Origin of the sequence: Halalkalibacter lacteus (genome assembly GCF_036663595.1) — a bacterium.
Lineage (GTDB): Bacteria > Bacillota > Bacilli > Bacillales > Bacillaceae_D > Halalkalibacter > Halalkalibacter lacteus.
Genome location: NZ_JAWRVL010000019.1, coordinates 1 through 22,946 on the forward strand (window position 1 = coordinate 1; position 22,946 = coordinate 22,946).

The 22,946-nt window shown below is 35.2% G+C and carries 23 protein-coding genes, 2 pseudogenes and 1 other annotated feature; of the genes and pseudogenes, 16 read left to right on the plus strand and 9 right to left on the minus strand.

Annotated features, from left to right (window positions below; genetic code table 11):
* Positions 1-175: 175 nt before the first annotated feature.
* Positions 176-472 (minus strand): DUF3892 domain-containing protein, encoded by a 297-nt coding sequence (locus tag SAZ04_RS14065; protein ID WP_332696174.1) that lies wholly within the window; start codon positions 470-472, stop codon positions 176-178.
* Positions 473-1,044: 572 nt separating this feature from the next.
* Here SAZ04_RS14065 and SAZ04_RS14070 point away from each other — a divergent pair.
* Positions 1,045-3,627 (plus strand): DEAD/DEAH box helicase, encoded by a 2,583-nt coding sequence (locus SAZ04_RS14070; protein ID WP_332696176.1) that lies wholly within the window; start codon positions 1,045-1,047, stop codon positions 3,625-3,627.
* A 115-nt stretch (positions 3,628-3,742) separates the two neighbouring features.
* Here SAZ04_RS14070 and SAZ04_RS14075 read toward each other — a convergent pair whose 3' ends face one another.
* The 4 genes from SAZ04_RS14075 to SAZ04_RS14090 all read right to left on the minus strand — a co-directional run bounded on the left by SAZ04_RS14075 (position 3,743) and on the right by SAZ04_RS14090 (position 6,028).
* The gene (locus SAZ04_RS14075) at positions 3,743-3,901 is read right to left on the minus strand and encodes a hypothetical protein (RefSeq protein ID WP_332696177.1); all 159 of its coding nucleotides are present in this window, start codon (positions 3,899-3,901) and stop codon (positions 3,743-3,745) included.
* A gap of 95 nt (positions 3,902-3,996) precedes the next feature.
* Positions 3,997-4,299, minus strand: a complete 303-nt coding sequence (locus SAZ04_RS14080) for a hypothetical protein (RefSeq protein ID WP_332696179.1) — start codon at positions 4,297-4,299, stop codon at positions 3,997-3,999.
* A 17-nt stretch (positions 4,300-4,316) separates the two neighbouring features.
* On the minus strand, positions 4,317-5,003 hold the full coding sequence (locus tag SAZ04_RS14085) for a hypothetical protein (protein WP_332696181.1): 687 nt from the start codon (positions 5,001-5,003) through the stop codon (positions 4,317-4,319).
* 389 nt (positions 5,004-5,392) lie between these two features.
* Positions 5,393-6,028 (minus strand): M50 family metallopeptidase, encoded by a 636-nt coding sequence (locus SAZ04_RS14090; protein ID WP_332696296.1) that lies wholly within the window; start codon positions 6,026-6,028, stop codon positions 5,393-5,395.
* A gap of 216 nt (positions 6,029-6,244) precedes the next feature.
* On the opposite strand from SAZ04_RS14090, the gene cls reads away from it, so the two are divergent.
* The 7 genes from cls to SAZ04_RS14125 all read left to right on the plus strand — a co-directional run bounded on the left by cls (position 6,245) and on the right by SAZ04_RS14125 (position 15,466).
* Positions 6,245-7,690 carry a cardiolipin synthase gene (cls, locus tag SAZ04_RS14095; RefSeq protein ID WP_332696183.1) on the plus strand — a complete coding sequence of 482 codons (1,446 nt, stop codon included), beginning with the start codon at positions 6,245-6,247 and terminating at the stop codon, positions 7,688-7,690.
* 74 nt (positions 7,691-7,764) lie between these two features.
* Complete coding sequence (locus tag SAZ04_RS14100) at positions 7,765-9,132, plus strand: sigma-54 interaction domain-containing protein (protein WP_332696299.1); 1,368 nt, start codon at positions 7,765-7,767, stop codon at positions 9,130-9,132.
* 32 nt (positions 9,133-9,164) lie between these two features.
* Complete coding sequence (gene ablB, locus SAZ04_RS14105; RefSeq protein WP_332696185.1) at positions 9,165-10,013, plus strand: putative beta-lysine N-acetyltransferase; 849 nt, start codon at positions 9,165-9,167, stop codon at positions 10,011-10,013.
* A 210-nt stretch (positions 10,014-10,223) separates the two neighbouring features.
* Complete coding sequence (locus SAZ04_RS14110) at positions 10,224-10,562, plus strand: hypothetical protein (RefSeq protein WP_332696187.1); 339 nt, start codon at positions 10,224-10,226, stop codon at positions 10,560-10,562.
* A gap of 739 nt (positions 10,563-11,301) precedes the next feature.
* On the plus strand, positions 11,302-12,861 hold the full coding sequence (locus tag SAZ04_RS14115; protein ID WP_332696189.1) for a spore germination protein: 1,560 nt from the start codon (positions 11,302-11,304) through the stop codon (positions 12,859-12,861).
* The gene (locus SAZ04_RS14120; RefSeq protein ID WP_332696191.1) at positions 12,836-14,242 is read left to right on the plus strand and encodes a Ger(x)C family spore germination protein; all 1,407 of its coding nucleotides are present in this window, start codon (positions 12,836-12,838) and stop codon (positions 14,240-14,242) included. Before SAZ04_RS14115 ends, SAZ04_RS14120 begins: the two co-directional genes overlap by 26 nt.
* A 111-nt stretch (positions 14,243-14,353) precedes the next feature.
* Positions 14,354-15,466 carry a GerAB/ArcD/ProY family transporter gene (locus tag SAZ04_RS14125; protein ID WP_332696193.1) on the plus strand — a complete coding sequence of 371 codons (1,113 nt, stop codon included), beginning with the start codon at positions 14,354-14,356 and terminating at the stop codon, positions 15,464-15,466.
* Here the strand turns inward: SAZ04_RS14125 and SAZ04_RS14130 are convergent.
* Positions 15,463-15,699 carry a YczF family membrane protein gene (locus SAZ04_RS14130; RefSeq protein ID WP_332696195.1) on the minus strand — a complete coding sequence of 79 codons (237 nt, stop codon included), beginning with the start codon at positions 15,697-15,699 and terminating at the stop codon, positions 15,463-15,465. The two genes, SAZ04_RS14125 and SAZ04_RS14130, sit on opposite strands and share 4 nt — an antisense overlap.
* A gap of 261 nt (positions 15,700-15,960) precedes the next feature.
* Here SAZ04_RS14130 and SAZ04_RS14135 point away from each other — a divergent pair, with 261 nt between their 5' ends.
* Together SAZ04_RS14135 and SAZ04_RS14140 are read left to right on the plus strand one after the other, a co-directional pair.
* On the plus strand, positions 15,961-16,137 hold the full coding sequence (locus SAZ04_RS14135) for a hypothetical protein (protein WP_332696197.1): 177 nt from the start codon (positions 15,961-15,963) through the stop codon (positions 16,135-16,137).
* Entirely contained in the window at positions 16,095-16,439 is a 345-nt protein-coding gene (locus SAZ04_RS14140; protein ID WP_332696198.1) for a hypothetical protein, read from the plus strand. Before SAZ04_RS14135 ends, SAZ04_RS14140 begins: the two co-directional genes overlap by 43 nt.
* A 251-nt stretch (positions 16,440-16,690) precedes the next feature.
* Here the strand turns inward: SAZ04_RS14140 and SAZ04_RS14145 are convergent, their stop codons facing one another.
* On the minus strand, positions 16,691-17,071 hold the full coding sequence (locus tag SAZ04_RS14145) for a winged helix-turn-helix transcriptional regulator (protein WP_332696200.1): 381 nt from the start codon (positions 17,069-17,071) through the stop codon (positions 16,691-16,693).
* A 134-nt stretch (positions 17,072-17,205) separates the two neighbouring features.
* Here SAZ04_RS14145 and SAZ04_RS14150 point away from each other — a divergent pair, with 134 nt between their 5' ends.
* Positions 17,206-17,724, plus strand: coding sequence for a DJ-1/PfpI family protein (locus tag SAZ04_RS14150; RefSeq protein WP_332696202.1), 519 nt, complete (start codon positions 17,206-17,208; stop codon positions 17,722-17,724).
* Between the two features lie 420 nt (positions 17,725-18,144).
* Here the strand turns inward: SAZ04_RS14150 and SAZ04_RS14155 are convergent, their stop codons facing one another.
* Entirely contained in the window at positions 18,145-18,300 is a 156-nt protein-coding gene (locus SAZ04_RS14155) for a hypothetical protein (protein WP_332696204.1), read from the minus strand.
* Between the two features lie 350 nt (positions 18,301-18,650).
* Positions 18,651-18,900: a binding site (T-box leader), on the plus strand.
* Positions 18,901-19,033: 133 nt separating this feature from the next.
* Between SAZ04_RS14155 and SAZ04_RS14160 the strand changes: the two genes are divergently transcribed.
* The 5 genes and pseudogenes from SAZ04_RS14160 to SAZ04_RS14180 all read left to right on the plus strand — a co-directional run bounded on the left by SAZ04_RS14160 (position 19,034) and on the right by SAZ04_RS14180 (position 22,537).
* Positions 19,034-19,744: an SAM-dependent methyltransferase gene (locus tag SAZ04_RS14160; RefSeq protein ID WP_332696206.1), complete on the plus strand. Its 711-nt coding sequence runs from the start codon at positions 19,034-19,036 to the stop codon at positions 19,742-19,744.
* Between the two features lie 116 nt (positions 19,745-19,860).
* Positions 19,861-19,980 (plus strand): annotated as a pseudogene (locus SAZ04_RS14165) (HAD family hydrolase); the annotation flags it as partial.
* A gap of 120 nt (positions 19,981-20,100) precedes the next feature.
* Positions 20,101-20,331, plus strand: a pseudogene (locus tag SAZ04_RS14170) (oxidoreductase); the annotation flags it as partial.
* Between the two features lie 412 nt (positions 20,332-20,743).
* Positions 20,744-22,090: a cell wall-binding repeat-containing protein gene (locus SAZ04_RS14175; protein ID WP_332696208.1), complete on the plus strand. Its 1,347-nt coding sequence runs from the start codon at positions 20,744-20,746 to the stop codon at positions 22,088-22,090.
* 99 nt (positions 22,091-22,189) lie between these two features.
* Complete coding sequence (locus SAZ04_RS14180; RefSeq protein ID WP_332696210.1) at positions 22,190-22,537, plus strand: AbrB/MazE/SpoVT family DNA-binding domain-containing protein; 348 nt, start codon at positions 22,190-22,192, stop codon at positions 22,535-22,537.
* Between the two features lie 35 nt (positions 22,538-22,572).
* On the opposite strand, the gene SAZ04_RS14185 is transcribed toward SAZ04_RS14180, so the two are convergent.
* Complete coding sequence (locus SAZ04_RS14185; protein WP_332696212.1) at positions 22,573-22,791, minus strand: plastocyanin/azurin family copper-binding protein; 219 nt, start codon at positions 22,789-22,791, stop codon at positions 22,573-22,575.
* Between the last annotated feature and the right edge of the window lie 155 nt (positions 22,792-22,946).

A 22,946-nucleotide genomic window follows, 5' to 3' on the forward strand; every position in this document is an offset into this window, starting at 1 on the left:
GCACCTCCTTTAGTTGATACATGTATCGTACCAGGAGGCGCTGCGTATTTATATGCGTTGTTTGAATGGGGGCTTACAGGAGACCGGACTCGAATTTGAACGCTCATTCGTGAGCAGGTCAAGAACAACCTGTGAAGCTTTAGAGTAATAGGTTTGTTGATACCTTTTCTACAAGTTAGAATGTTGGCAAATTATCAAGGTTATTTGCTTTTATGCCGTCGGGTTCACTTCTTAAAATGTCTCGTCCGTATTTGTGGAAAACATCTACATGTGCTAATTTCCCTTGCTTGGCCTCATCTAAAGCTGTCATATAGTCTAATTCTCGCCCATTATCCGTTTTAAAAGCAATCAAATCACCATCTTCATTTTTCCGAACAGCAACAATAGATTCTTGATTCAAATTAGAAACGGGTGTGTTTTCACCTTGGTTGCGGTATTGTTCGAATACTTGCTCAAAATGATCTGATGTCATAATTTAAACCTCCTCATGAAAAGTTATAAGCTTAGTTTGTCTCTTTCTTTATATTGAATACGAAAAGAGACAGAGATTTAACAAACAGGTGGAGGATGAAGAGGCTACTGAAAAGGTGAAATTCAACCTCTTTCAGTAGCCTCGATATGAATGGCTTTTTTTTGTTTTTGCAAGACAGTCTAGAAATTCATCCTCCAGTACTGGTATAATAATTATATGGAACGAATGTTCTAGTGGCGAGCATAGAATAAACTCCCTTATTGTATAAAGATGCATAAAACTAGTTTAATACCGTATTCTAAAAGTAATCGATTAAATGTGGAGAGAGTTAACTGTTTTAAGCAATTATAGATCATTGTTACTGAACTTCTCTAATTCGAACGTGACGACAACGTATAGACCGAGCCGTTTAACCCACTTTTTAAAGCGGATGCGCACTTATACGACGAAGTAATAGCTTTATTATTGATCGAATTGATCTATAAAGCTTAAAATGAGAAGTGCAATGCTTACACTTCTCTATTTGTATTGGTGATTAAGTATACAATGTCAGATCTTTGAAGGAGCACGTTATGAATAAATTAGCTACTGTTAACCCTAAGGCGGTTGAACATACAAAAAAGAAAGTTATGGAAGATATTGATCGTTACCTTGAGGAGAAAGAAGCGTTACCTAAATATGAGCAGTACATATCCGAAAGACAAAATTATGTTGAACAAATTTGGGCCAATGTTTGGTTGAACAAAGTGACAAATGATGTTCCAAAGAGAGAGAAGAAATCCTATTTAATAGAGAAAGGGTATGAAGTTGATGGAGTTGACCGAAAAGTAATTAACCGATTATTTCGGAATGAAATACGAGGATATCAACCTTTTCATGTTGTGAGTTGGTTAGATGGGGTCTTTCTTAATAATGAAATCAAATGGCAGGAGCGGTATAGGCAAGCTAAAGTTAATTTCCAGAGACAAAAAGAGGAAAAAGAACTCTCTAAAAAAAGAGGAGAAGTACAAGAAAAAATCGAGAAAATCATTGAAATAGTAGTAGATGAAAACGAAGATCTGTTTTACTTATATATACGACACCGCGTCAGTCAGCAACTAGCATTGGATGTAGATACGAAGCCTAAGTATGAAATGATTGAAACGTACAAAATTGAAGAAACACTAAAGGAAAATGGTTCGTTTACTCCCTCAGAATATTTTACAGTGTCAAAATTTTTTGACGAACTGACAGGAGCAGTGCATAAATCACATTTTTGGGAATATGAGAAATATCTTCACTTTTATCAGCGGTTTATTAAAGAAAAGCTTACTGTATATGTCAGTAAGAAAGTACTTCAGTATTTAACCTCTGAAATTTACGATCATTATGCAGAAGTGTACGAGGGAAAGTTGACTGAAAGAAAGGTAAAAGAGTTTGTTAGCCCATTTTTATCTTATTGGGAAAAGAAATTTTTCTCTCAAATACAAGCAGAGTTACTTGCAGATCTTTTAAGACTTGCAGATGTGCCGTTTGATCCTCAATTGCATAGTGAAATCTACCGTGAGGATGTAGCAGAGCGTGAAAGAAAGAAAGCGGAAGAACAAACGGCAATTGAAAGAAAAAAAGAAGAAGATGCAAGAATTCTTGATGATATTTTTGCTCGAGAATACAGACCTTCGAGTGGTAGAAATATTCGTTACGTGTTACACATAGGTGAAACAAATACGGGAAAAACTCATCATGCTCTTGAACGGATGAAAGAAGCTAAGAGTGGTTTATATCTTGCGCCACTACGTCTTTTGGCTCTTGAGGTATACGACAAATTAAATGCTGAGGGAGTTCCTTGCACGTTAAAAACAGGTGAAGAAGAAAAGACAATTGAAGGCGCTAGCCATAATTCTTGTACAGTAGAAATGTTTCATGAGAAAGAATCTTATGATGTAATTGTCATTGATGAAGCACAAATGATTGCAGATAAGGACCGTGGGTTCTCATGGTATAAAGCAATCACGAAAGCAAATGCAAATGAAGTTCATATTATTGGGAGTCGAAATGCTGAATCAATGGTACTTCAGTTATTAGGTGATTCCGAGGATATTAAGATTCTCGATTACAGCCGTGACATTCCTCTTAAAGTGGAAAGAAAAGAATTTATGATGAGACAAACAAAAAAAGGCGATGCACTTGTTTGTTTTTCAAGACGAAGAGTTCTTGAAACAGCTTCTCAACTTCAAAAGAATGGTCACTCTGTTAGCATGATTTACGGAAGTATGCCTCCAGAAACTCGAAAAAAACAAATGCAACGGTTTATTGATGGTGAGACAACCGTTATTGTTTCTACGGATGCGATTGGTATGGGGTTGAATTTACCAATTAGGCGTATTGTTTTTTTAGAAAATGAGAAATTTGATGGAGTTAGAAGAAGGCGGTTAACTTCACAAGAAGTAAAACAAATTGCTGGGCGCGCTGGTCGAAAAGGAATTTATGATGTAGGAAAAGTAGCCTTTACTAAGGACATAAAGCTTATGAAGCATCTTTTACAACAAGATGATGAGTCGATACAAACATTTGCTATTGCGCCTACAAATGCCGTCTTTGAACGTTTTCAAAAATATTATAGAGACCTTGGTACGTTTTTTGAGCTTTGGGAGAAATTTGAAAGTCCTAAAGGAACGAAAAAAGCGACACTCTCTGAAGAGAGAGAACTATACGAAACCATTCGAGATACAGAAATTGAAGCACGTCTTTCACTAAAAGTCTTATATGGATTTTTGCATCTACCTTTTTCTTCAAAAGAACCGGGATTAACTCAACAATGGCAAGAGAAAATGATAGCAGTTATAAGAGGGGAGGAACTTCCTGAACCACAAATCATCAAAGGAACACTTGAAGAGCTCGAACTTTCTTATAAAGCGATAGGTTTGCATTTGTTATTCTTATACCGTTTAGAAAGAAGAACAGAAGCGATTTACTGGGAGAGGGTTCGTCAAGAAATTAGTGAGGGTGTACATGACTTCTTGAAAAATGGTGTTAGAAATCTTTCAAAACAGTGCAAGTACTGTGGGAAAAAATTGTCTTGGGAGCATGAATTTTCGATGTGTGATGATTGTCATGCTTTACGGTATCGTCAAAGGGATAAAGGTCACTATCGAAATCGGAAAGCGTATAGGTAATTTAATGATAAAGAAAATGAGGAAAATAGTATGTCTTTACATGAGTAAAGTATTTATTAGAACAAACAAAGGATCCCTTTTAAAAAGGATCCTTCTTTCCTGCTACCTAATTTACTTATATTAAAAAAGATAGGGCAATGATAAAAATTGATAAATGATATAAGAGGTCTAATGTGTTTCTGCTTAATGATTTATTCATCATAGTAATCACAACATAACCAGAACGAATGACAATGATAATAAGAGCAACTTTTATCAATAATGATGGGATCAAATTATCCACCTCCACTGAAAATGCCATCTCTTATTCATATGTTCGTTCGATCATGATTAGGACTGTTTCATATAATGTTTCCCCTATGATAATCGTTAGTTTCTTTCGCGATTTCCGATGGCTTCAGTTATAACTAAGGCTAGATCCTCATTTCCAAAAAGAGATAAGACCCCAAGCACTGTTTCGTCAGCAATATGTCCAGATTCGTTTTTGGATACTGTTAAATCAAACGCCTGTTGAAGACTAGGGTTTTTAGCTTGCTTAGGATAAGCCTGATTGTACAAAGTACTAGGGTCTAAATCGTTATTGACGCACCATTGTGCAAACACAAGAATCATCATCTGTTCATCACGTTGAAAATTACCAACTACTTTTTCTTCCATTTCTTTATTGTCCATTGTTTATTCGTTCTCCTTCACTTCATTAATGACTGCAACGCCTGAAAAAATGTTTCGTTGTAGGATGTGATAATATGCACCCTTGCTTTCGTAAGGGGGATATCTTCTTTACAACTACGTACCTGACATGTTACTTCTGATTGATTCATTTTCACTAAATATTTATTGCGTTTTTTGCAAGTTGGACATGTTGCGCTTATTAATTGGACAGAAGCCCCTTTAGAAAAAGCCCCTTCTGTTTTATCTTTTCTTTCCTTTGATAGTTCTTGAAATAAAACAGCATTTGTCGCAGCTCGGCCTGTTCGCTTAATAAGGGTATCTAGGGAAAGAAGGGGTTTAGGATTTCTGACAGGTTTTTTTCTAACTGTAATCGTATCATATTCATCGATTTCTAATAATCCGTAGCTCTTAGGTATTTCTTCTTTTTCTAGTAATCCAACAGGTGTCATTAAATAAGCATAGTCAGCAATATGATGATATCCATATTCTGAGTGCAGCACTTCATCTCTTAGGAAATCAGCGCGAGTTGCTTTCACTTCGATAATTCGTGCTTCCCTACGTTTGAGGTTAATACCAAGAGCATCGGCCTTAAATCTTTTTCTTTTTATAAAAAGCTTCACTTCGTTTGCGCACAAGTCAGTCATTTTATCTTTTAACCAGTAAAGTGATTGTGTCTTAAGGTGTTTGTGAATAGTACTTTCCATATCTAAAATCCTTCCAATAAATGATTTATAAGAGATTTTTCAAAAAGGGAAAAACGTCCTTTTTGAATGGAGATGCAATGGCTTCTCTCTCTGCGCGCCTTATTAGAGAATCTCTATAACCAACCGATGAGATAAAAGCTATATAGTGTTGTAGTTAAAACAATTCCTACTATATAAAACGAAAAGGAGGTTTTGTTTGACGATAACACTTGTTGATTGAACATGATCTTTTAAACTACTAATACAATTTACTATTTTATTTTAAAGTAAGTGTCAAGTTGAAGTAAAGTGTGGTCATTTATACATCATACCAAAAGTGGATGAGCCGTACATAATTTTGATGATAAAAAAGAAGTCATTATGTGAAAAGGCTGGTGATTCGTAATTCTCTATAGCAAAAAGCGAAAAATACAATATGTACTGAAAAGGGATTGAGAAAAAAAGAGACCCCCCCAGAAAAAAGCAGGTATGTATGTTAGCCTTTGTAACAGCAGTGCATCTCCAGCCTTTTGTATGTTTTTGACACTTGAAAGTAAGATTATGAAAGAAGCTATAACAGACTGTACTAAAATAATACTAGATAATAGGTAAACCATTACTTCTTTTAAAAAATAAAGTTGATAATAGATAAGCAAGGTACACCCACCAAGGTATAGGAAAAGCCAAAGAACACCAAATGCATTTCGAACCCACAGCAATAAATTAATGAGAGCTATACTGAAAAAGGCGTAAAATAAGATAATAATCTGTTCAGTTGAAATAAGGTAAAATGATATAAATGAAACCATTGATGCAAACGTATAACCAGCATAGCTAATCAGAATCGAGCTAATCAATGATCTAGAACCAGTGTATGCAACGCCCTCTGTATTTGCAAATAATGATATGGAATATACCTTTCCGCTTGTTACAAGCGCTGCAATAGCATGCCCACTTTCATGAATTAATGTGTGAATGGTTCCAGCTAACGATCGAATATAGGGAAGAAAAGAAATAATTATCGAACTTACTATATAAACATACATCTGATTCACTTGAATCCCTCCCTCTATAAAGTTAAATTATCTTCTTATTGTAATAATAGCCAAAACACCTTCCTTTTTATAACTTGATAATCGTTGTTTGCGAATACGTATGGGCTTTGAATTACCCAACTTTCTTCTTTTGGTAAATTAGACAAAAGTGGGAAACATGGTATCCTTATGGTATAACATAGGAAAATTGTATATGGAGGATTTGTAATGAGCTTTACTACTGTCATTGTATCAATGATCTTTTTATTAAATACAGCTTTGGCCATCATGATTATTTTTTTAGAGAGGCGCAATGTTAATTCGATTTGGATGTGGGTTCTGGTATTAACATTGATCCCGTTAGCTGGTTTTTTTCTGTATATTATATTCGGGCGAAACTTGAGTAAATCGAAGTTATTTAGGTGGGACAAAGAGAGCTACCATTTAGTGAAGGAATTAGTGTCCACCCAATTAACTTCACTCAGGCATAATCGAATAGACATTCGTGATCCAGCAATTCAAAAGTATAAAGATTTTATCATTATGAACTTAAGCAATAATGCCGCGCTTCTTACGCAGAATAACAAAGTGAAAGTGTATACAGATGGTAGTGAGAAATTTACTGCTTTGCTTGATGATATTAAAAATGCTACGAAACATATACATATATTATATTACATCATTCGTGATGATGAACTAGGTAACAAGTTAGCAGATGCACTAGCTGAACAGGCACGAAATGGAATTGAAGTTCGAGTGTTGTATGATGACTTAGGGTCACGAAGCTTAAGCAAAGCATTTATTCATAAAATTAAATCAGCAGGAGGGGAGATTGAAGCCTTCTTCCCACCAAAAATCCCTCTGATTAACTTAACGATAAACTTTAGAAATCATCGAAAACTTGTTGTGATTGATGGGGAAGTTGGCTATATTGGCGGCTTTAATGTGGGGGATGAGTACCTAGGATTACATGAGAAATTTGGATACTGGCGCGACACGCATTTACGAATTATGGGAGAAGCAGTCAATAATATTCAAACTCGTTTTATCCAAGATTGGAATCAAGCAGCTAGAAAGGAATTAACGGTAAAAGATTATCGTGTGCCTTTTACTAAACACTATGGTCAATACGGTATTCAGATTGTGTCAAGCGGACCAGATTCACAACTAGAACAAATAAAAAAAGCTTACATAAAAATAATCCTGTCAGCTAAAGAGTATGTGTATATACAATCTCCTTATTTTATACCAGATGAAAGTTTACTGGATGCCTTAAAAATAGCTTGTTTTTCCGGATTAGATGTCAGAATTATGATTCCAAACAAACCCGATCATCCGTTTGTCTATTGGGCTACGTACTCAAATATAGGTGAGTTATTAAAAATCGGTGCAAAAGTTTACATTTATGAAAATGGTTTTCTTCATTGTAAAACGATCGTGTCAGACAATAAGATCGCTTCAGTTGGTACAGCCAATATAGATGTACGTAGTTTTCGTTTGAATTTTGAAGTGAATGCGTTTTTATATTCAGCTGAAGGAGTAACCGAGCTAAAAGACTTGTTTCATGAAGACATGACGCACTCAACTCAATTAACGTTAGAACAATATGAAAAGCGCTCTAACAAGATACGTTTTAAAGAATCAGTATCAAGATTGTTATCGCCTATTTTATAGATTGAGAACAATCTCTATTAGTGAATGGATATGAGGTGATTTCTCTGTTTTTAAAACCTTTTGAAACAAAACAAATGCTTGAGGCCATTTTAGAAAGCATAGATGAAGCAATTCATGTTGTGAATTCTGAAGGAATTACCATTTATTATAATCAAGTAGCCGCATCAAATGATGGAACTACGATTAAGGATGTCCTTGGCAAACATGTATTAGATGTATTCCCTTCTTTAAACCGCCAATCAAGCACATTATTAAAAGTAATGGAAAACGGAAAACCGATATACCAACAATCTCAAACGTATAAAAATATAAAAGGTCAACTTATTGATACAGTTAATACAACATTACCAATAATTGTCGGAAAAACAATTGTTGGGGCCGTGGAAATTGCGAAAGATTTATCAACTGTCAAGAAACTATCTCACTCTCTTCTCGAGCTTCAAGGAAAAGTACATTATCAAAAGTCCAAGCCTGTTTCTATTACAGGGGCAAAATATCATTTTGATGATATTATCACGGAATGTCCTGAAATGAAAAAAGTAAAGGAATTAGCAAGAAAAGCGGCTCAAACGTCTTCGCCAGTAATGATCTACGGGGAAACTGGAACAGGGAAAGAATTGCTTATTCAATCAATTCATAATGCCTCATCTAGAAATAAAAATCAGTTTATTGCTCAAAACTGTGCGTCACTGCCTACTTCTTTATTAGAAAGTACATTATTTGGGACAAAAAAAGGAAGTTTTACTGGTTCTGTTGATCGATCAGGCTTATTTGAACTTGCCCATAGAGGAACGCTCTTTTTGGATGAAATTAATACGATGTCTTTGGATTTTCAAACAAAAATGTTACGAGTCCTTGAAGATGGAGTCATTCGCAGAGTAGGTGGAACAGATACTTATTTAGTTAATGTTAGAATAATTGTTGCCATGAATGAACATCCAATAACGTGTATTGAAAAGGGATTACTCCGTTCGGATCTATTTTATCGCTTAAATGTTATCTTTTTAGAAGTTCCTCCACTTAGAAAACGGAAAGATGATATTGCATTATTAGTTCATCATTTTATAAAAAAATATAATTATACATTTAATAAATTAGTTCTAGATATTGAAGAAAATGTTATGAGAAAGCTTAAAGGTCATCAATGGCCTGGCAATATTCGGGAGCTTGAACATACAATTGAATATGCTATGAATATAATTGAAGGAGATACACTGATGATGGACCATCTCCCTGTTTACTTGCAAGAATTAGAAGTTGAAACAGTACAAGAAGAAATCAAATCGTATTCACTAAGGTCAACACTAGAGAAAACAGAAAGGACACTTATTAAACAAGCTTTGGAACATTCAAATTATAATATTCTTCATGCAGCAAAGTTGTTAGAGATTCCAAGACAAACACTGCAGTATAAAATGAAAAAATATAATATAACTCTTTGAAACATTGAAATAAGGTTGAAAGGAGATTACACATGAAAGAGACCGAAATCAAAATAGTGAAAGCACGACAGTACACGGCTCAATTGATCTATGATTTTTTTAATGAACGTCTTCGTATCGATTATTATAGAGGGAATGTTGCCAGCTTAGTAGAGGATATTGAAGAGATAAACAAGAAACAGCAATTTACGAAAGTGATCATCCATGCGAAGCCTGAGCATTTTGAACAATTAATTTCATATGGATATCAACTCGAGGCAATTTTTAAGGGCTTTAGTAATGGTTCAGATTGTTATGCAATGGCATTATACAAAAACAATGATCGTCGTATAAGTACTGAGTGGGTGAAAGAAGATGAGATACTTACATCCGTTTATAAGAAAGGGCGCAATAGCAAACAAAAGACGATTCCCGAAACGTATGAATTTAGAAGAGCAACAGGAAAAGATGTTACTAAACTAGCAGCTCTTTATGATAGCGTTTTTGAAGTATATCCTACGCCAATGAATGAACCTGATTATATAAAAAAAGTGATGAAGAATGGCTCAATTTTTCATATAGTTGAATACAACAAAGAAATTGTTAGCGCAGCATCAGCAGATATAAACAAAACGTTTCATCATGCTGAACTTACGGATTGTGCCACTTTACCTGAACATAGAAAATATGGATTCATGAAAAAATTGCTTTCTGAACTTGAGAATGAATTAAAAAACGAACAAATCTTTTGTGCGTTTTCAATCGCCCGATCCTTATCATTTGCAATGAATGCAGCGTTTTATCAACTTGGTTATGAGTATAGAGGGAGAATGACGAACAATTGTTATATATTTGATAAATTAGAGGATATGAATGTTTGGGCTAAAGACCTATCACAATAAGCTGCCAGTTATTAGGCATTGGGCTAAAAGTAAAATACAGAAAACCTTGAAGGAAAGAATTATCCTTTTGAATTAAAAATAGAATCCTCTTTAATAATGAGGAATTTTATATGTTATTTTATATGCCGAATTTTTTTGAAAAGTGAAAAAATAATAAAGGTTTACCACTTCGGCTTATCGAATTTAATAGAAAAATGAGGAGGGATGTCGATGGATTTTGAGCCGTATAACGAATGGTTTGAATCATTGAGTTATGAAGAACAATTAGAAGTGATGCAAGAAAATTTTAATGATGCTGTAGAAGGTTCAATTGAAGAGTTTGAACGTGAGAATGCGGTTAGGATGCTTCCAGCTCACTTAAGGCAAGTTTATGAAGAGAATATAAGAGTAGAGATTATCCAATTAGAAAATGGGTATTCCGATTCAAGGCAGACGTTTGACATAGTTTCAGAGAATTTGAATATACCTAGGAAGCTAGTTATTGTGCTTCTACAGAAAACAAATGCTTTAATTGATGATATGCTAGCAGATTATGATAAGAAGGAGTAGGCTCTTTCAATAAACAAAGAAATGTATTGAAAAAGTGTGACTTTTGAATAGGTTATTCACGGGAAAGGCCATCTAGCATCACACACAATCTATATTTACTCATTGCATTTCCCCGAACACAATTAAAAAGAAATCCAATTACATGTCAGAATCTCTTGTTACTTTGTTATAAAGTTTGCAGGATGGAGATATTCTTGTATTAGCTGGAAGTATTCCAGGTTCATTGCCAGGCAATTTATATAAAACACTTTCGAAAAGTTATTTAGTAATTAGTAAGAAAAGGTATTCAACCTAATTGAATCTCAGAAAATTAGATTTGAAAACTTTTTGTAATATAAACAGGAAATGGAATTTTAGGTATTGCCGCTTCAAAGCGGCATTGCCATTGCTAAAGCTTTTCACTTGGAAAATCCGAAGTTGTTGCATAATTTATCAAATAATACAACTTATTATGCTGTTTCAAAAAACGAGGGTGACTAAAAGGTCGTTAAATAACGACCTTTTAAGCACCCTTTTTATTTTGCTTTGCACGAAGCCCCAAAAGTGGGATTTGCAATTTAGAAAAAGGTCTATCCAAATGTACAGTGTAAAGATGACTTTTTTGACATTGCATCCTTTATTCCATAAATGTTACATATTAAGACTAAAAAAGGAAAACAATATCATAAATCAACTTCTTCTAAAGCTTCAAGATGTAAAGAGGAGGAAGGAACAATATGACGAATAAACGAGGAATATAATGAAGCGTCTTTTAAATAAAAGAAAAACTCACATGCGCGATAGGAATAGGACACAACTAGAACAAGGGGAAGCAATCAAAGATGTTGATCCCATAGAAAGTTCCTTAGAGAACAATCTTAAACGAATTAAAGCAGATATGGAGAACAGTGCAGATTTAGTCGTGAGGGAAGTTGTCTTAAAAAAAGACACTGAGTTACAACTTGGGATTATTTATTTGGATGGTTTAGTAGATGATCAAAAGATTAATGATTGTATCAGTCTTATAATGGAGCATTCATATTTAGAAAATGTAATTGAAGGCGACGGTTTTCAGTCTGTTTTTCAAAAAGCCTCCATGCTAGGAAAACAGCAAATTCTTAAAAAATATTCTGAGGTTACAAAAGAAATTTTGTCAGGTAGTTCAATTATCATTGTTAATGGCTTTCCTAAAGCAATAAGTGGGTCTTCAAAAGGAGAAAAGCAACGAGGAATAGAGGAACCTTCTTCTCAAGTTGTCATACGTGGACCAAAAGATGGATTTACAGAGTCTTTAAGTACGAATATTGCCCTTATTCGAAAGCGGTTAAAAAATCCAAAATTATGCGTGGGCATGTATACAATAGGGGATGTTACAAACACAGATGTTGCCCTTCTTTATATGGAAGGGAGAGTAAATGAAGAAGTACTTGAAAAAGTAAAACACCGAATTTCTCACATTCAAACAGAAGGCATTTTTGAATCAGGGAATATTGAAGAATTCATAGAAGACCGATCGTTTACACTCTTTCCAACAATTAATAACACGGAACGTCCAGATAGTGCGGCTGCAAATTTATTAGAGGGGAGGATTGTGATTCTTGTAGATGGAACACCATTTTGCTTAATTGCTCCTTTTACTTTTTTTCAATCATTCCAATCTCCGGAAGACTATTATCATCGTTATGACATTGCGACGATTTTCCGTTTTCTACGCTTTTTTAGCTTTCTTGCATCCTTATTAGGAACGTCTGTCTATGTTGCTGCGACGACCTACCACCCGGAAATGATTCCAACACCATTACTACTAAGTTTAGCCGCTCAGCGAGAAGGGATGCCTTTTCCAATCGTCATAGAAGCATTATTGATGGAGTTAAGTATTGAAATATTAAGGGAAGCAGGGATCCGCATGCCAAGAGCCGTTGGACAAGCCGTCTCTATTGTCGGTGCTCTTATTCTCGGAGAAGCGGCCGTACAAGCGGGAATTGTTTCACCTGGGATGGTTATTATCGTTGCGTTTACGGCTATTACAAGCTTTATAACACCAGCCTATAATATGGCTATTTCTATTCGAATGCTTCGCTTTGTTTTGGTCTTTTTTTCAGCAGCAATTGGCTTATATGGAATTGCGATTATTCTTATTTTCGTGATTGCTCATCTCTGTAGCATGCAGTCTTTAGGTGTTCCATATATGACACCTATAGCCCCTTTTTGTGTTGCTGCTCAGAAAGATACATTATTCAGATTTCCGATTTGGTCATTTCAATCGCAAGTTAATAAGAATAGGATGAAGGTTGATGAAGAAAATCAAGGTCATTCTTAAAAAAAGGTTTTTCAAAAAAGGAAAAAACAATCTTTTTGAAAAACCTCGTAAGGAGCGTGTTCGAAATGGGTGCTACAATGGCTTCACTCGTTGCGCGTTCGCTATGAGGAACCCACTCATAACGAGCTTAAATACAGGCAACGGTTACGTACATTGCTTCAAGGGATGTTCAAAAAGGTCAAAACCAGACTTTTTTGAACGCCATCTTAAAAGATTAATTGCGCTTTTATTCCTCTCTCTTTTTTTATTAAGTGGCTGTTGGAATATTGTTGAATTAGAGAATTTAGCAATTGTTTCAGCAATCGGTATCGATGCTGTTCCAGAAAGTGAGGAATATCAGGTCACTTTACAAGTGCTGAACCCAGCGACAATTGCCAAAGGACCGATGGGAGCCGGTGGGGAACGCTTACCAACAACCAATTTTCAAAGTGTAGGAAATAGTGTGGTAGAGGCAATAAGAAGTGCAGCTAAAAAGGTACCAAGGGAAATTTTCTTAGGGCATGTTCAACATGTGATTATAAGTGAAGAGGTTGCACGTGAGGATTTGCAGAAAGTAATTAATTTTATCCGAAGAGATCCAGACATACGGTTAACAACGAGAATATTTATCGCAAAAGGTCATTCAGCTCAAACGGTTGTCAATACAGTTCAGTCACTTGTATTAATTCCAGCAAATGCTGTAATGGGTAAATTAACAACGAATCAGTCTCTTTGGTCAAGTAATATTGAAGTAAACATAATGGATGTTTATTCTGCTCTTGATAGTAAAGGGAGAGAACCGCTTATCAACGGAATCTTAATTGAAGGGGAGGTTGAAAAGGGCAAAGGGAAGCCGAATTATCAATACAGCCAAATGTTGGCAACAATTGTTATTGAGGAAATGGCTTTGTTTAGGGATGGGAAACTGCAGCGGTGGATCACTAAAGATATTACTAGAGGAATTTCACAAATATTGAATGAGATTGAAAATGCAATTGTTGCGGTTGATTATAGTGAGAAAAAAGAACATATTCCAATAGAGTTAATTCAATCCAAAACGACGATTCAAACAAAGTTTGATGGTAGCAAGCCAATTATTGATTTACATGTGAATCAAATTGGCAATATTGCTGATGCTTCCGAAGACATAGATTTAAGCAAAAAAGAAGTAATAAACGAGATAGAAGGGCTTTGGTCAGAAAAAACAAAAGAAGAGTTGTTAGCAGTTATCGATATCGCTCAAAAAGCGGGAAGTGATGTTTTTGGCTTTGGTGACAAGTTGGACATACAGCATCCAAAAGAATGGAAAAAGGTACAAGATAACTGGTCAGAAGTCTTCCCAGAATGTGATATAAACGTTCATGTTGAAACGATTATTCGGCGTAGTGGGATGGTGTTCTAGTAGCGGTCTAAAAGGTCGGTTATTATCTTTTCGAGCAATTTCGAAGCAATGAGCGTAGCCATTGCCTTATTAAATATACACTAGTGATAATGTGAAAAAGGAGAGCCTTTAATGGAAAAAGTGAAAATATCGAGTTATCAATTTTTTTCCCTAATGATGCTATTTCAACTTGGTACCGCTGTCGTTGTAGGCTTTGGTGTTAATGCGAAAAAAGATGCGTGGCTTGCAATCTTTCTAGGGATGATTATAGGGCTTGTTTTATATTATATATATTATTATTTATTCATGCTCTATTTGAAGCCGTTAACAAGCTATGTTCAAGATATTTTAGGGAAATATCTTGGTTTGCTAATAGGTATACTGTATATTACGTACTTTCTTTATGGTGCAGCAAGGGATTTAAGGGATGTTGGCGGGCTATTAGTTACATCGGTTTATAATCAAACACCAATGATCGTTATTATGATGTTGATGGTGTTAGCGATTGCTTATGTTTTGTATAAAGGAATGCTCATTTTAGGAAGATTATCAGAAATATATTTTATTGTTATGATTTTACTAGGGATGTTTGGGAATGCGTTCGTTCTTTTATCTGGCATTGTGGATGTTACAAAGTTACTACCGGTTTTAGGAGAAGGTTGGAAGCCTGTTTTGAAAACCGTATTCCCACTTACTTCCGTTTTTCCGTGGGGGGAGGTCATATGCTTTTCATTTATCCTGCCATATTTGCAGTATAAAGAGAAGGCACTAAAGCTTGGAGCGAGCTCGATTGTGTTAAGTAGCTTCATATTAATGTATACGACCTCTTTAAATGTTACTGTCCTTGGTGCAGGATTAGTTGAGACATCAACGTTTCCTTTGTTTATAACAGTAAGTCTTGTTAATATTTATGAGTTTATTCAACGAATTGATGCGATTGTCGTGTTAACGTTATTTATCGGTGCTTTTTTTAAAACGGCTATCTTTTATTATGCGGCTATTATTGGGGCCGCAGATCTTTTTCGAGTTGATTATAAAAAGTTAGTTTTACCATTTGGGATTATTGTGTTGTTTTTAGCCGTGATTATTGCGAAAGATTACTCTGAGCATATTGAGGAAGGGCAAGCTTCGTTGTTGACCATTCATGGGTTATTTGCAGTCTATATTCCAGTCGCCCTCCTTCTAATTGTATTCTTGAAAAAACTATTTAAAAAAGAGAATTCTGAAATCAATCAGACAACCTAATGCTTGTTGTTTTTAGCCACTACTTGTTTGAACAGTAAAAAAAGCGGTCGATAGAGGACAAGAAGCAGAAAAAAAACTATAAATCCATATTCAGGTGTACTCATGACTTTAAAGGTAACAAAGACATTTTTCAGAAAAGAGGAATAGAAGTCTATACCGATTGTTTCATTCATGATCAGTACGCATAAGACTCCTAAAATAAAGAACGTGAAAAACAATATTGTGATTTTCATTATGCAACTCCTCAGTATTTTTACTATTAATTAATATGTGTTATTTGTAGCTTTTAAATCATTATTATTTGACTCAGTTTATTACCGTATGGATTCCTCTGTGCAATGGATAAAGCGACGGCTAATAAGTGGACATGCAGAGTGAGTAGCCAAAGACTAGATGACGCTGACCAGCATACATACTATAAAATAAAATTGGAGGTGGATTATTATGGGAAAGAAGATAGGGCTTTATGAAAATCGGAATAGGGCCTGATACAAATGAAGTTTTACATATGGTTATTTTCAAGAAAAGATATTTCAATGATAACCAGAAATCATGATGAAGCTGCTTTAGCTTTAGTTAAAGGTGAAGAGTATCCAAATAGCCATGCTCGCGTAAGAGAACATGATCAATGGATTGGAAAAAGGTTGGACAAGTCTTTTATTGGGTTGTAACGATCAACCTCTTGTTACCTTTGGGTGAGAATAGAGATTTAAAAATGTTAAGTTGTGATATTACAGCTAGAGAATTAGAATTTTATCAAACTCTTAATAGAACGCTTTCATTATTCCCAGAAATGTCAACTACTTATTTTTTATGTCCTTTAGGATATTTCGCAAATAAGGAACTGGCTGAATTATCGACTTCTCTAATTGAAGAATGGAATGATAAACTTTTACAAAACACGAGTGGACAAACGATAACGTTTACGAGTAATAGTCTTTATGGCTTTACGAGTATGGAAACCTTTTTTTAAAAAGATGTGACTAAGAATTGGAACCCGCGGTGCCAATAGCAGTATGTATAAGAAAAAATAAGCAGATCTACTCCTTAGGAAAAAGCATTCTAATTCGTTGAATGAGAAATTTCTAAAAGGAATTCTACTGTATATGATTTAAAAGTTTGCCCCTTTTATAGCCATGAAAAATCCCCTCCAAGTAGACTGTTAAGAACATAATATCATGCTGTCTTTTTTTACTATCTCTACCTGTAGAGGATAATACCAGTTTAAAGAGATGTCTTTTCTTCTTTTTTAAGTTCTTCTATTCGGTTTTTCCCCCACTCATACATCATTTCAACAATTGGCAGAAGAGTTAGTCCCAGTTCAGTCATAGAGTATTCAACTTTTGGGGGAACTTCAGGATAAACTTCTCTATGTATAATTCCATCTTCTTCAAGTTCACGCAGTTGATTCGTTAATACTTTGTGGGATATCTTGGAAAATAGTCTTTGGAGATCACTGAAACGATGTGTTCCTTCCACACCTAAATGCCATAAAATCACGACTTTCCATTTTCCGCTAATTAATGATAATGTAAGTTCCTTTTCACAATGGTAATCTCCATTTACTATTTTTTTTTTGATTTCTTCTCTTAATTTATCAGCCATAAACATTAGCTCCTTCTTAATAGTAACTATTAGGTAACCTCCGCACATAAAAGTGCCTTCTTCACAGTCATTAAAGCTCACGCTACAATTACTTAAGTGTTAGGCAAATATAAAATCGTAGGAGGAAATTAAAGATGAATAAAAAAGCTTTACTTATTATACCACCAGATCGATTTAATGAAGATGAATTATTCCACCCAAAAGAAGCGCTAGAAAATGCAGGGGTTAACGTTACTGTTGCAAGTACAACAGTTGGGGAAGTTACAGGAGACAATGAGGGCAAGGTAAACGCAGAGGTTATTTTCTCCTCAGTTTCACCTAATGAGTATGATATTGTTAGTGTAATAGGGGGCTCTGGTACGATCGATCATTTATGGGGCAATCAAGAATTAATAAGTTTCTTAAAAACAGCATATGATGAAAAAGTTCTTGTAACAGGAATTTGTGCAGGGTCTGTTGCTGTGGCAAAGACAGGATTGTTATCTGGACGTAATGCGACATGCTACCCAGTTGATTTGATGATTAACGAATTGAAGGCAAATGACGTAGAATATGTTGTACAAAACGTCGTTGCTCATGAAGATATTATTACAAGCAATGGTCCAGATGGAGCTAAAGATTTTGGAGAAAGCTTGGTCAATGCATTACGTTAATCGTTAAATGCAACCAAAAGCCTTTGGAAGTTATTTCTGAAGGCTTTTTTCTAATCATTTTTTGTGTTACTGTTTTCGTCATTGAAAATAATAATCTTCTATTTATAGCCATGGCTTTTAAAGTAACGGCGCTTTCCTTTTAGAAGGAAGAAGCACTTTTTTTGTTGAATATTTTAGTGGAAGTAGAACGGAGTATTTCCTTTTTTATTTTATATAGTGATACCGTTCATCAGACATTGATAATTCTTTCATCTTTGGTGTAATTGAATGGGTTATAAAATTTATTTTCCCTTGGGTAGCTTTGTATTGGTTAATAAATGCGGTAAAACCTTTAGAGAAAAAGTTAAAAACTCTTTTAATAAAATAAAGGGTGCCTTTCAACAATAACCAATTAAAAAAATAACCTCGAAAAAATCGAGGTTATTTTTTATTTACTTGACGCCCACTTTTTTTTTGGCTCTGTGAACTTGTGTTTCCAATTTGAAATTCATTGCCTAATTCAACATCATTTCTTTTATCTTGTTTCTCAATTTGCTCTCTCGTTTGATCCTTTTTTTGCATCCCTTGTTTAGACATTACGTATCCCACCTCGCTTTCAAATGTTATTGTCTTTAATATGCGCAAGTAAAAGGAAAATACGTATTATTCATTTCAAAAAAATAATTCTTTTCCATTAGTAACTTCCTAATGGTCCTTTTTATAAGTAATTATCTCTTTCTTACTTAACTAACGGCTGCTCGATAGCTGAACAAGGTAATATCTTTTTTAATTAAACAAAAGAAGAAAAATGGGAATGAAACCATGGTTTGTATTCATTTAATTAGGAACTCTTTACTTTTATTTCACGAGAAAAACTGTATAATTTTAACTTTTTTGCAATACTCTCTTGACCTTTTATTATCCATATTTTACAATGAACCCAATATAAAAGTGCGATGATGAAGAAGAGTAAGCTTTAAGAACGCTTCAGAGAGCTGATGGTTGGTGAAAATCAGTGCGGGATTATTGTTGAATGGGCTTCTGAGCTACTAGACTGAAATGGGTAATAGGTCTGGCGGAGTGTCTTACCGTTAAAAGGGACTAAGTATTGAAACATAGTTAGTGTTTCTGTACGGAATAAGTGCGTTTACATTTGTAAACGAATGAAGGTGGCACCACGGGTTACTCGTCCTTTTTAGGCATGAGTGACCCTTTTTTGTGTTTCTAAGTTTATCTGGAGGTTATTATGGCCTCAACGCAAAAGTGACAAACTTTTGTAAGAGTCCGATGAGGATGATGAATTTAATTCTAGTATAAGAGGTGAGTTGAGATGAGCAGAGTTGAGGAAGGAAAAAAGTTAGATTTAGAAAGGATTATTTTTATAGGGAGAACGTTTGAAGAATATCTCGATATGTTTTCTCTTTCAGTTCAAGAATTAAAGGGCAAAAAGATTCTGGATTGTCCAGCCGGAGCGTGTTCATTTACAGCAATGGCGAATACGTTAGGCATGGATGTTACGGCATGTGATATAGCTTATTATCATTCCATTGACAACCTGGAGAAGAAAGGTTATCAAGATATTGAGCATGCGATGGAACAGATGGAACATGTTAAAAATAAGTTTGTTTGGGACTATTTTAAAAATATTGAAGGTCTCAGAATGCATCGTGTTAGTGCCTTGAAATCTTGCGCAAACAGTATGAGGGAATCGAGTGAACGATACGTTCCTGTTACGTTACCTACGTTACCATTTCAAGATGAAGAGTTTGATATATTACTATCTGCCCATTTTCTTTTTACGTATGCTGACCGATTAGATTACGACTTCCATAAAAATACAATACATGAGTTAGTAAGGGTGTCTAAAGAAGAAATTCGGATTTTTCCTTTGGTTGATTTAGCAGGAAACCGTTATCAGCATTTAGATAGATTAAAACAGGACCTTATGGACATTGGCTGCATAGTTGAAGAAATGAAAGTTCCATATGAATTTCAGGCAAATGCCCATACAATGTTAAAAATAACGAAAAATCAAAACTGAGTTATCATCTTGTTATTGGAAAAGGAATTACTGTCAATATACTGAATTCAAAAAGTTGGTCAATTAGCGTTTATTTACGAATATGCTCCACATATCTAAACTTTAATAAATATGGTGAAGTAAGAGAAACGAGTCAAGAAGTGATTCAAAAACTGCATGACTTAGGGATTAAAAAAACGATCATGCTTACAGGTGATAATAAGCGAACGGCTAACGCAATTGGTGACCATCAGGGGTGCAACCTTGTTGGTTACGTTAAATGGGTTAAGACTTTTACGAGTGAAAGATAAATAAAGACAGCTAAGAGAGTTAGGGGAGCTTCCTTAGCTCTCTTTTTTTGAGAGGGGAAATATGGAATGGATTATGACGTCCTTGTAATATGTGGTGGGCAAGCAGGTTTAGCAATAGGGTATTATCTAAAAAAAGTAAACATACATTTTGCCATTTTAGACGAACAGGATAAAACAGGTGACTCATGGCGCAACCGTTATGATTCATTAACCCTGTTTACACCAAGATTTTATAGTTCTTTGCCAGGTCTTCCTTTACCAGGTGATTCAAATGGATATCCGACAAGAACCCAGCTCAAATATCAGAAGGGAATGTTCTTGTAGTGTGAGCAGGAAAAACAGGTGTGCAGATTGCTACTGAGTTAAGTGAGAAACATCAAGTCACTTTGTCCCATGGCAAAAGGATACATACTCTTCCCCAAACATGGGGTGAGGAAGAATGCGAAGTTTATAGTTAAGAATATAATTGAAAAATTAGCCTAGGGCAGCTTTTAAAGTTCTAAAATGCCGATAAAGTCAGTTCAGAATAACGCAACTATTTAAAAATGAATTAAGGAAAGGACACCTCTTTTGAGTAAATAGAGTTGTCCTTTATAAAAGAAACATGACACATATGTGAAATAAGTAATCTTCATACTTTTTTCATAAACTAGTGATAATATACAGGAGGTAAATAGCCGATTAAGGAAATTGAGAGGATTGATGTTCTTTGAAGACAATAGTTGTAAACAAACGCTTTTTATTAATTAGCTTTCTTGTGTTCAGTTTATTTCTGACTGCATGTTCCCCAGATGAGTCAGACAACACAGATGAAGTTGACCACGGAATGAATCATGGAGATGAAATGTCAGAAGAAATGACGGAAAAAATGGATGAGGAAGATCCTCATGGAGGCCATGGATCAGATGGGATGGAAATGGATGAGGAAGATAGTAGAGCAAATTTAGAACAGATTGCTGCTACTCCACCTGAAACGATTAACGATAATGCAACAAACGGGTTAAAGGTAGTAAATACAAAAAATACAACTCGGTTAAATGAGGACGATCCTGTTCAAATGTCTATTCTAGCTTCTCAAACGATATGGCCTGCGACGCATGAAGAAAATCAACCAGGAACAGTCATTCTTGCTCCTTTAAATCAATGGCAATATGCATTGGCTTCCTTAACGTTAGTGCACCATCCGAATGATGGTCCAATGCTTTATTGGGATGAGGAGATTTCAGAGGATGTCTTGAATGAACTTAACCGTCTTCAACCAAAAGGAAATAGTGAGGGCGTTCAAGTTCTTGTTGTAGGTGATGTAGAGGACAAAGAATTGAACAAACTAGATGATTATAACGTGGAACAAATAAAGGGTGAAAATTCAGCAGATTTCGCTAAAAAGGTTGAAGAGAGGTTCTCGGAGACAATTGCAGAGGTACATCCAAATGTCATCATCGGTTCATCAGAGGAAAGTGCAAAAGAATATACGACTACTGTTGCAAACTGGATCACCCATATGAATGAATCATTATTATATGTGAATAATGAAGGAATTCCACAAGAAACAATTGATGCTCTTAAAAGTAGAGAAGATGGGGTAACGATTTATATTGCTGGTCCAAAAACCATTATTTCTGAAAAGGTTGCCGAGGAACTAAAAACTTATGGAACGGTACATCGTATTGAAGGTGAAAATCCAGTGGCTCAATCAATTGAGTTTGCCTCATACAAAGACACCGAAACAGGCTTCGGTTGGGGGATTACGAATCCCGCACACGGCTTCGTATTTTCTTCTACAGAAACACCAGAACTTGCCGTCGCAGCTGCTCCTTTCGCTCATTTAGGGAAGCATGCACCGTTACTTTGGCTGGATCAAGGAGAAATAACAAGTGAACTATACGAATACATGGCTCGCGTAAAGCCAGCATTCATAGAAGAACCAACAGAAGGTCCGTATAACCACGGGTATGTAGTAGGATCTTTCAAAAATGTGTCATTCACAACGCAAGGCATTCTTGATGAAAAGATGGAAATTGTTTCACTTGGTGGAGAAGACCACGGTGGACATTAAACAAGTGAAGAAGGTTGGCTTATTAGCTAACCTTTTTTCTTTTACAGTAAGGTATAAAAAATTCAATCCAAAATGAAAACTTTTTCGAGGTGTTTTATTATGTTTGAGGTAGTTATTAATGAAGAAAAGAAAAAACAGCTCTCAGTTTCTAAATCAACTTGTAATCTTAATCAAAGGCAGTCGATCATCATCCCTAATTTAATTAGAAAGAGATTAAATATTCACTCCGGAGATGAAGTGACGGTTAGTTTATCAGAAAAGACAAATGGTTTAGTCATACGGAAATCTTTTGGTGATACATTAGAAAACAAAATGATTATCGGTCAAAGGGGCTCAATTCGAATCCCATCCGAGTTAATGAGAGTGTTACGACTTGAAGTAGGAGATATATTTGACATCCATTCTCCAGATAACGATAGCTTTATTTTTCTTGAAAAGATTAATTAAACATAGGCTCCAAATATAGGAGCCACTTAACAAACCTACTCTGTAACCTGTATGGTTGCAACCATCCCCGCTTCCTTATGGCCAGGAATTGTACAAATAGCTTCATAAGTTCCAGCTTCGGTAAAGGTGATCGATTCTTTGTTAGTAGAACCAGGCATAGTATGAAGATGATAATCTAATTCTTGAATGACAAAATCATGCTCCTCTGAACTATTATTGACTAACGTTACAACCAATGAGATGGAAGCATACACCCATTCTTCCACCTTAAGAGCTCTAAAGTTTGTTCAACTTTTTCGAGTGTACTTACACATAATTAGCTGGTTAAGTTAATGGGCATCTAGTTTTTTCTTTTTGAGTTAGTACTGAATTAATAAAACGAAGAGAACTTCATTTTTTTCTTCATACT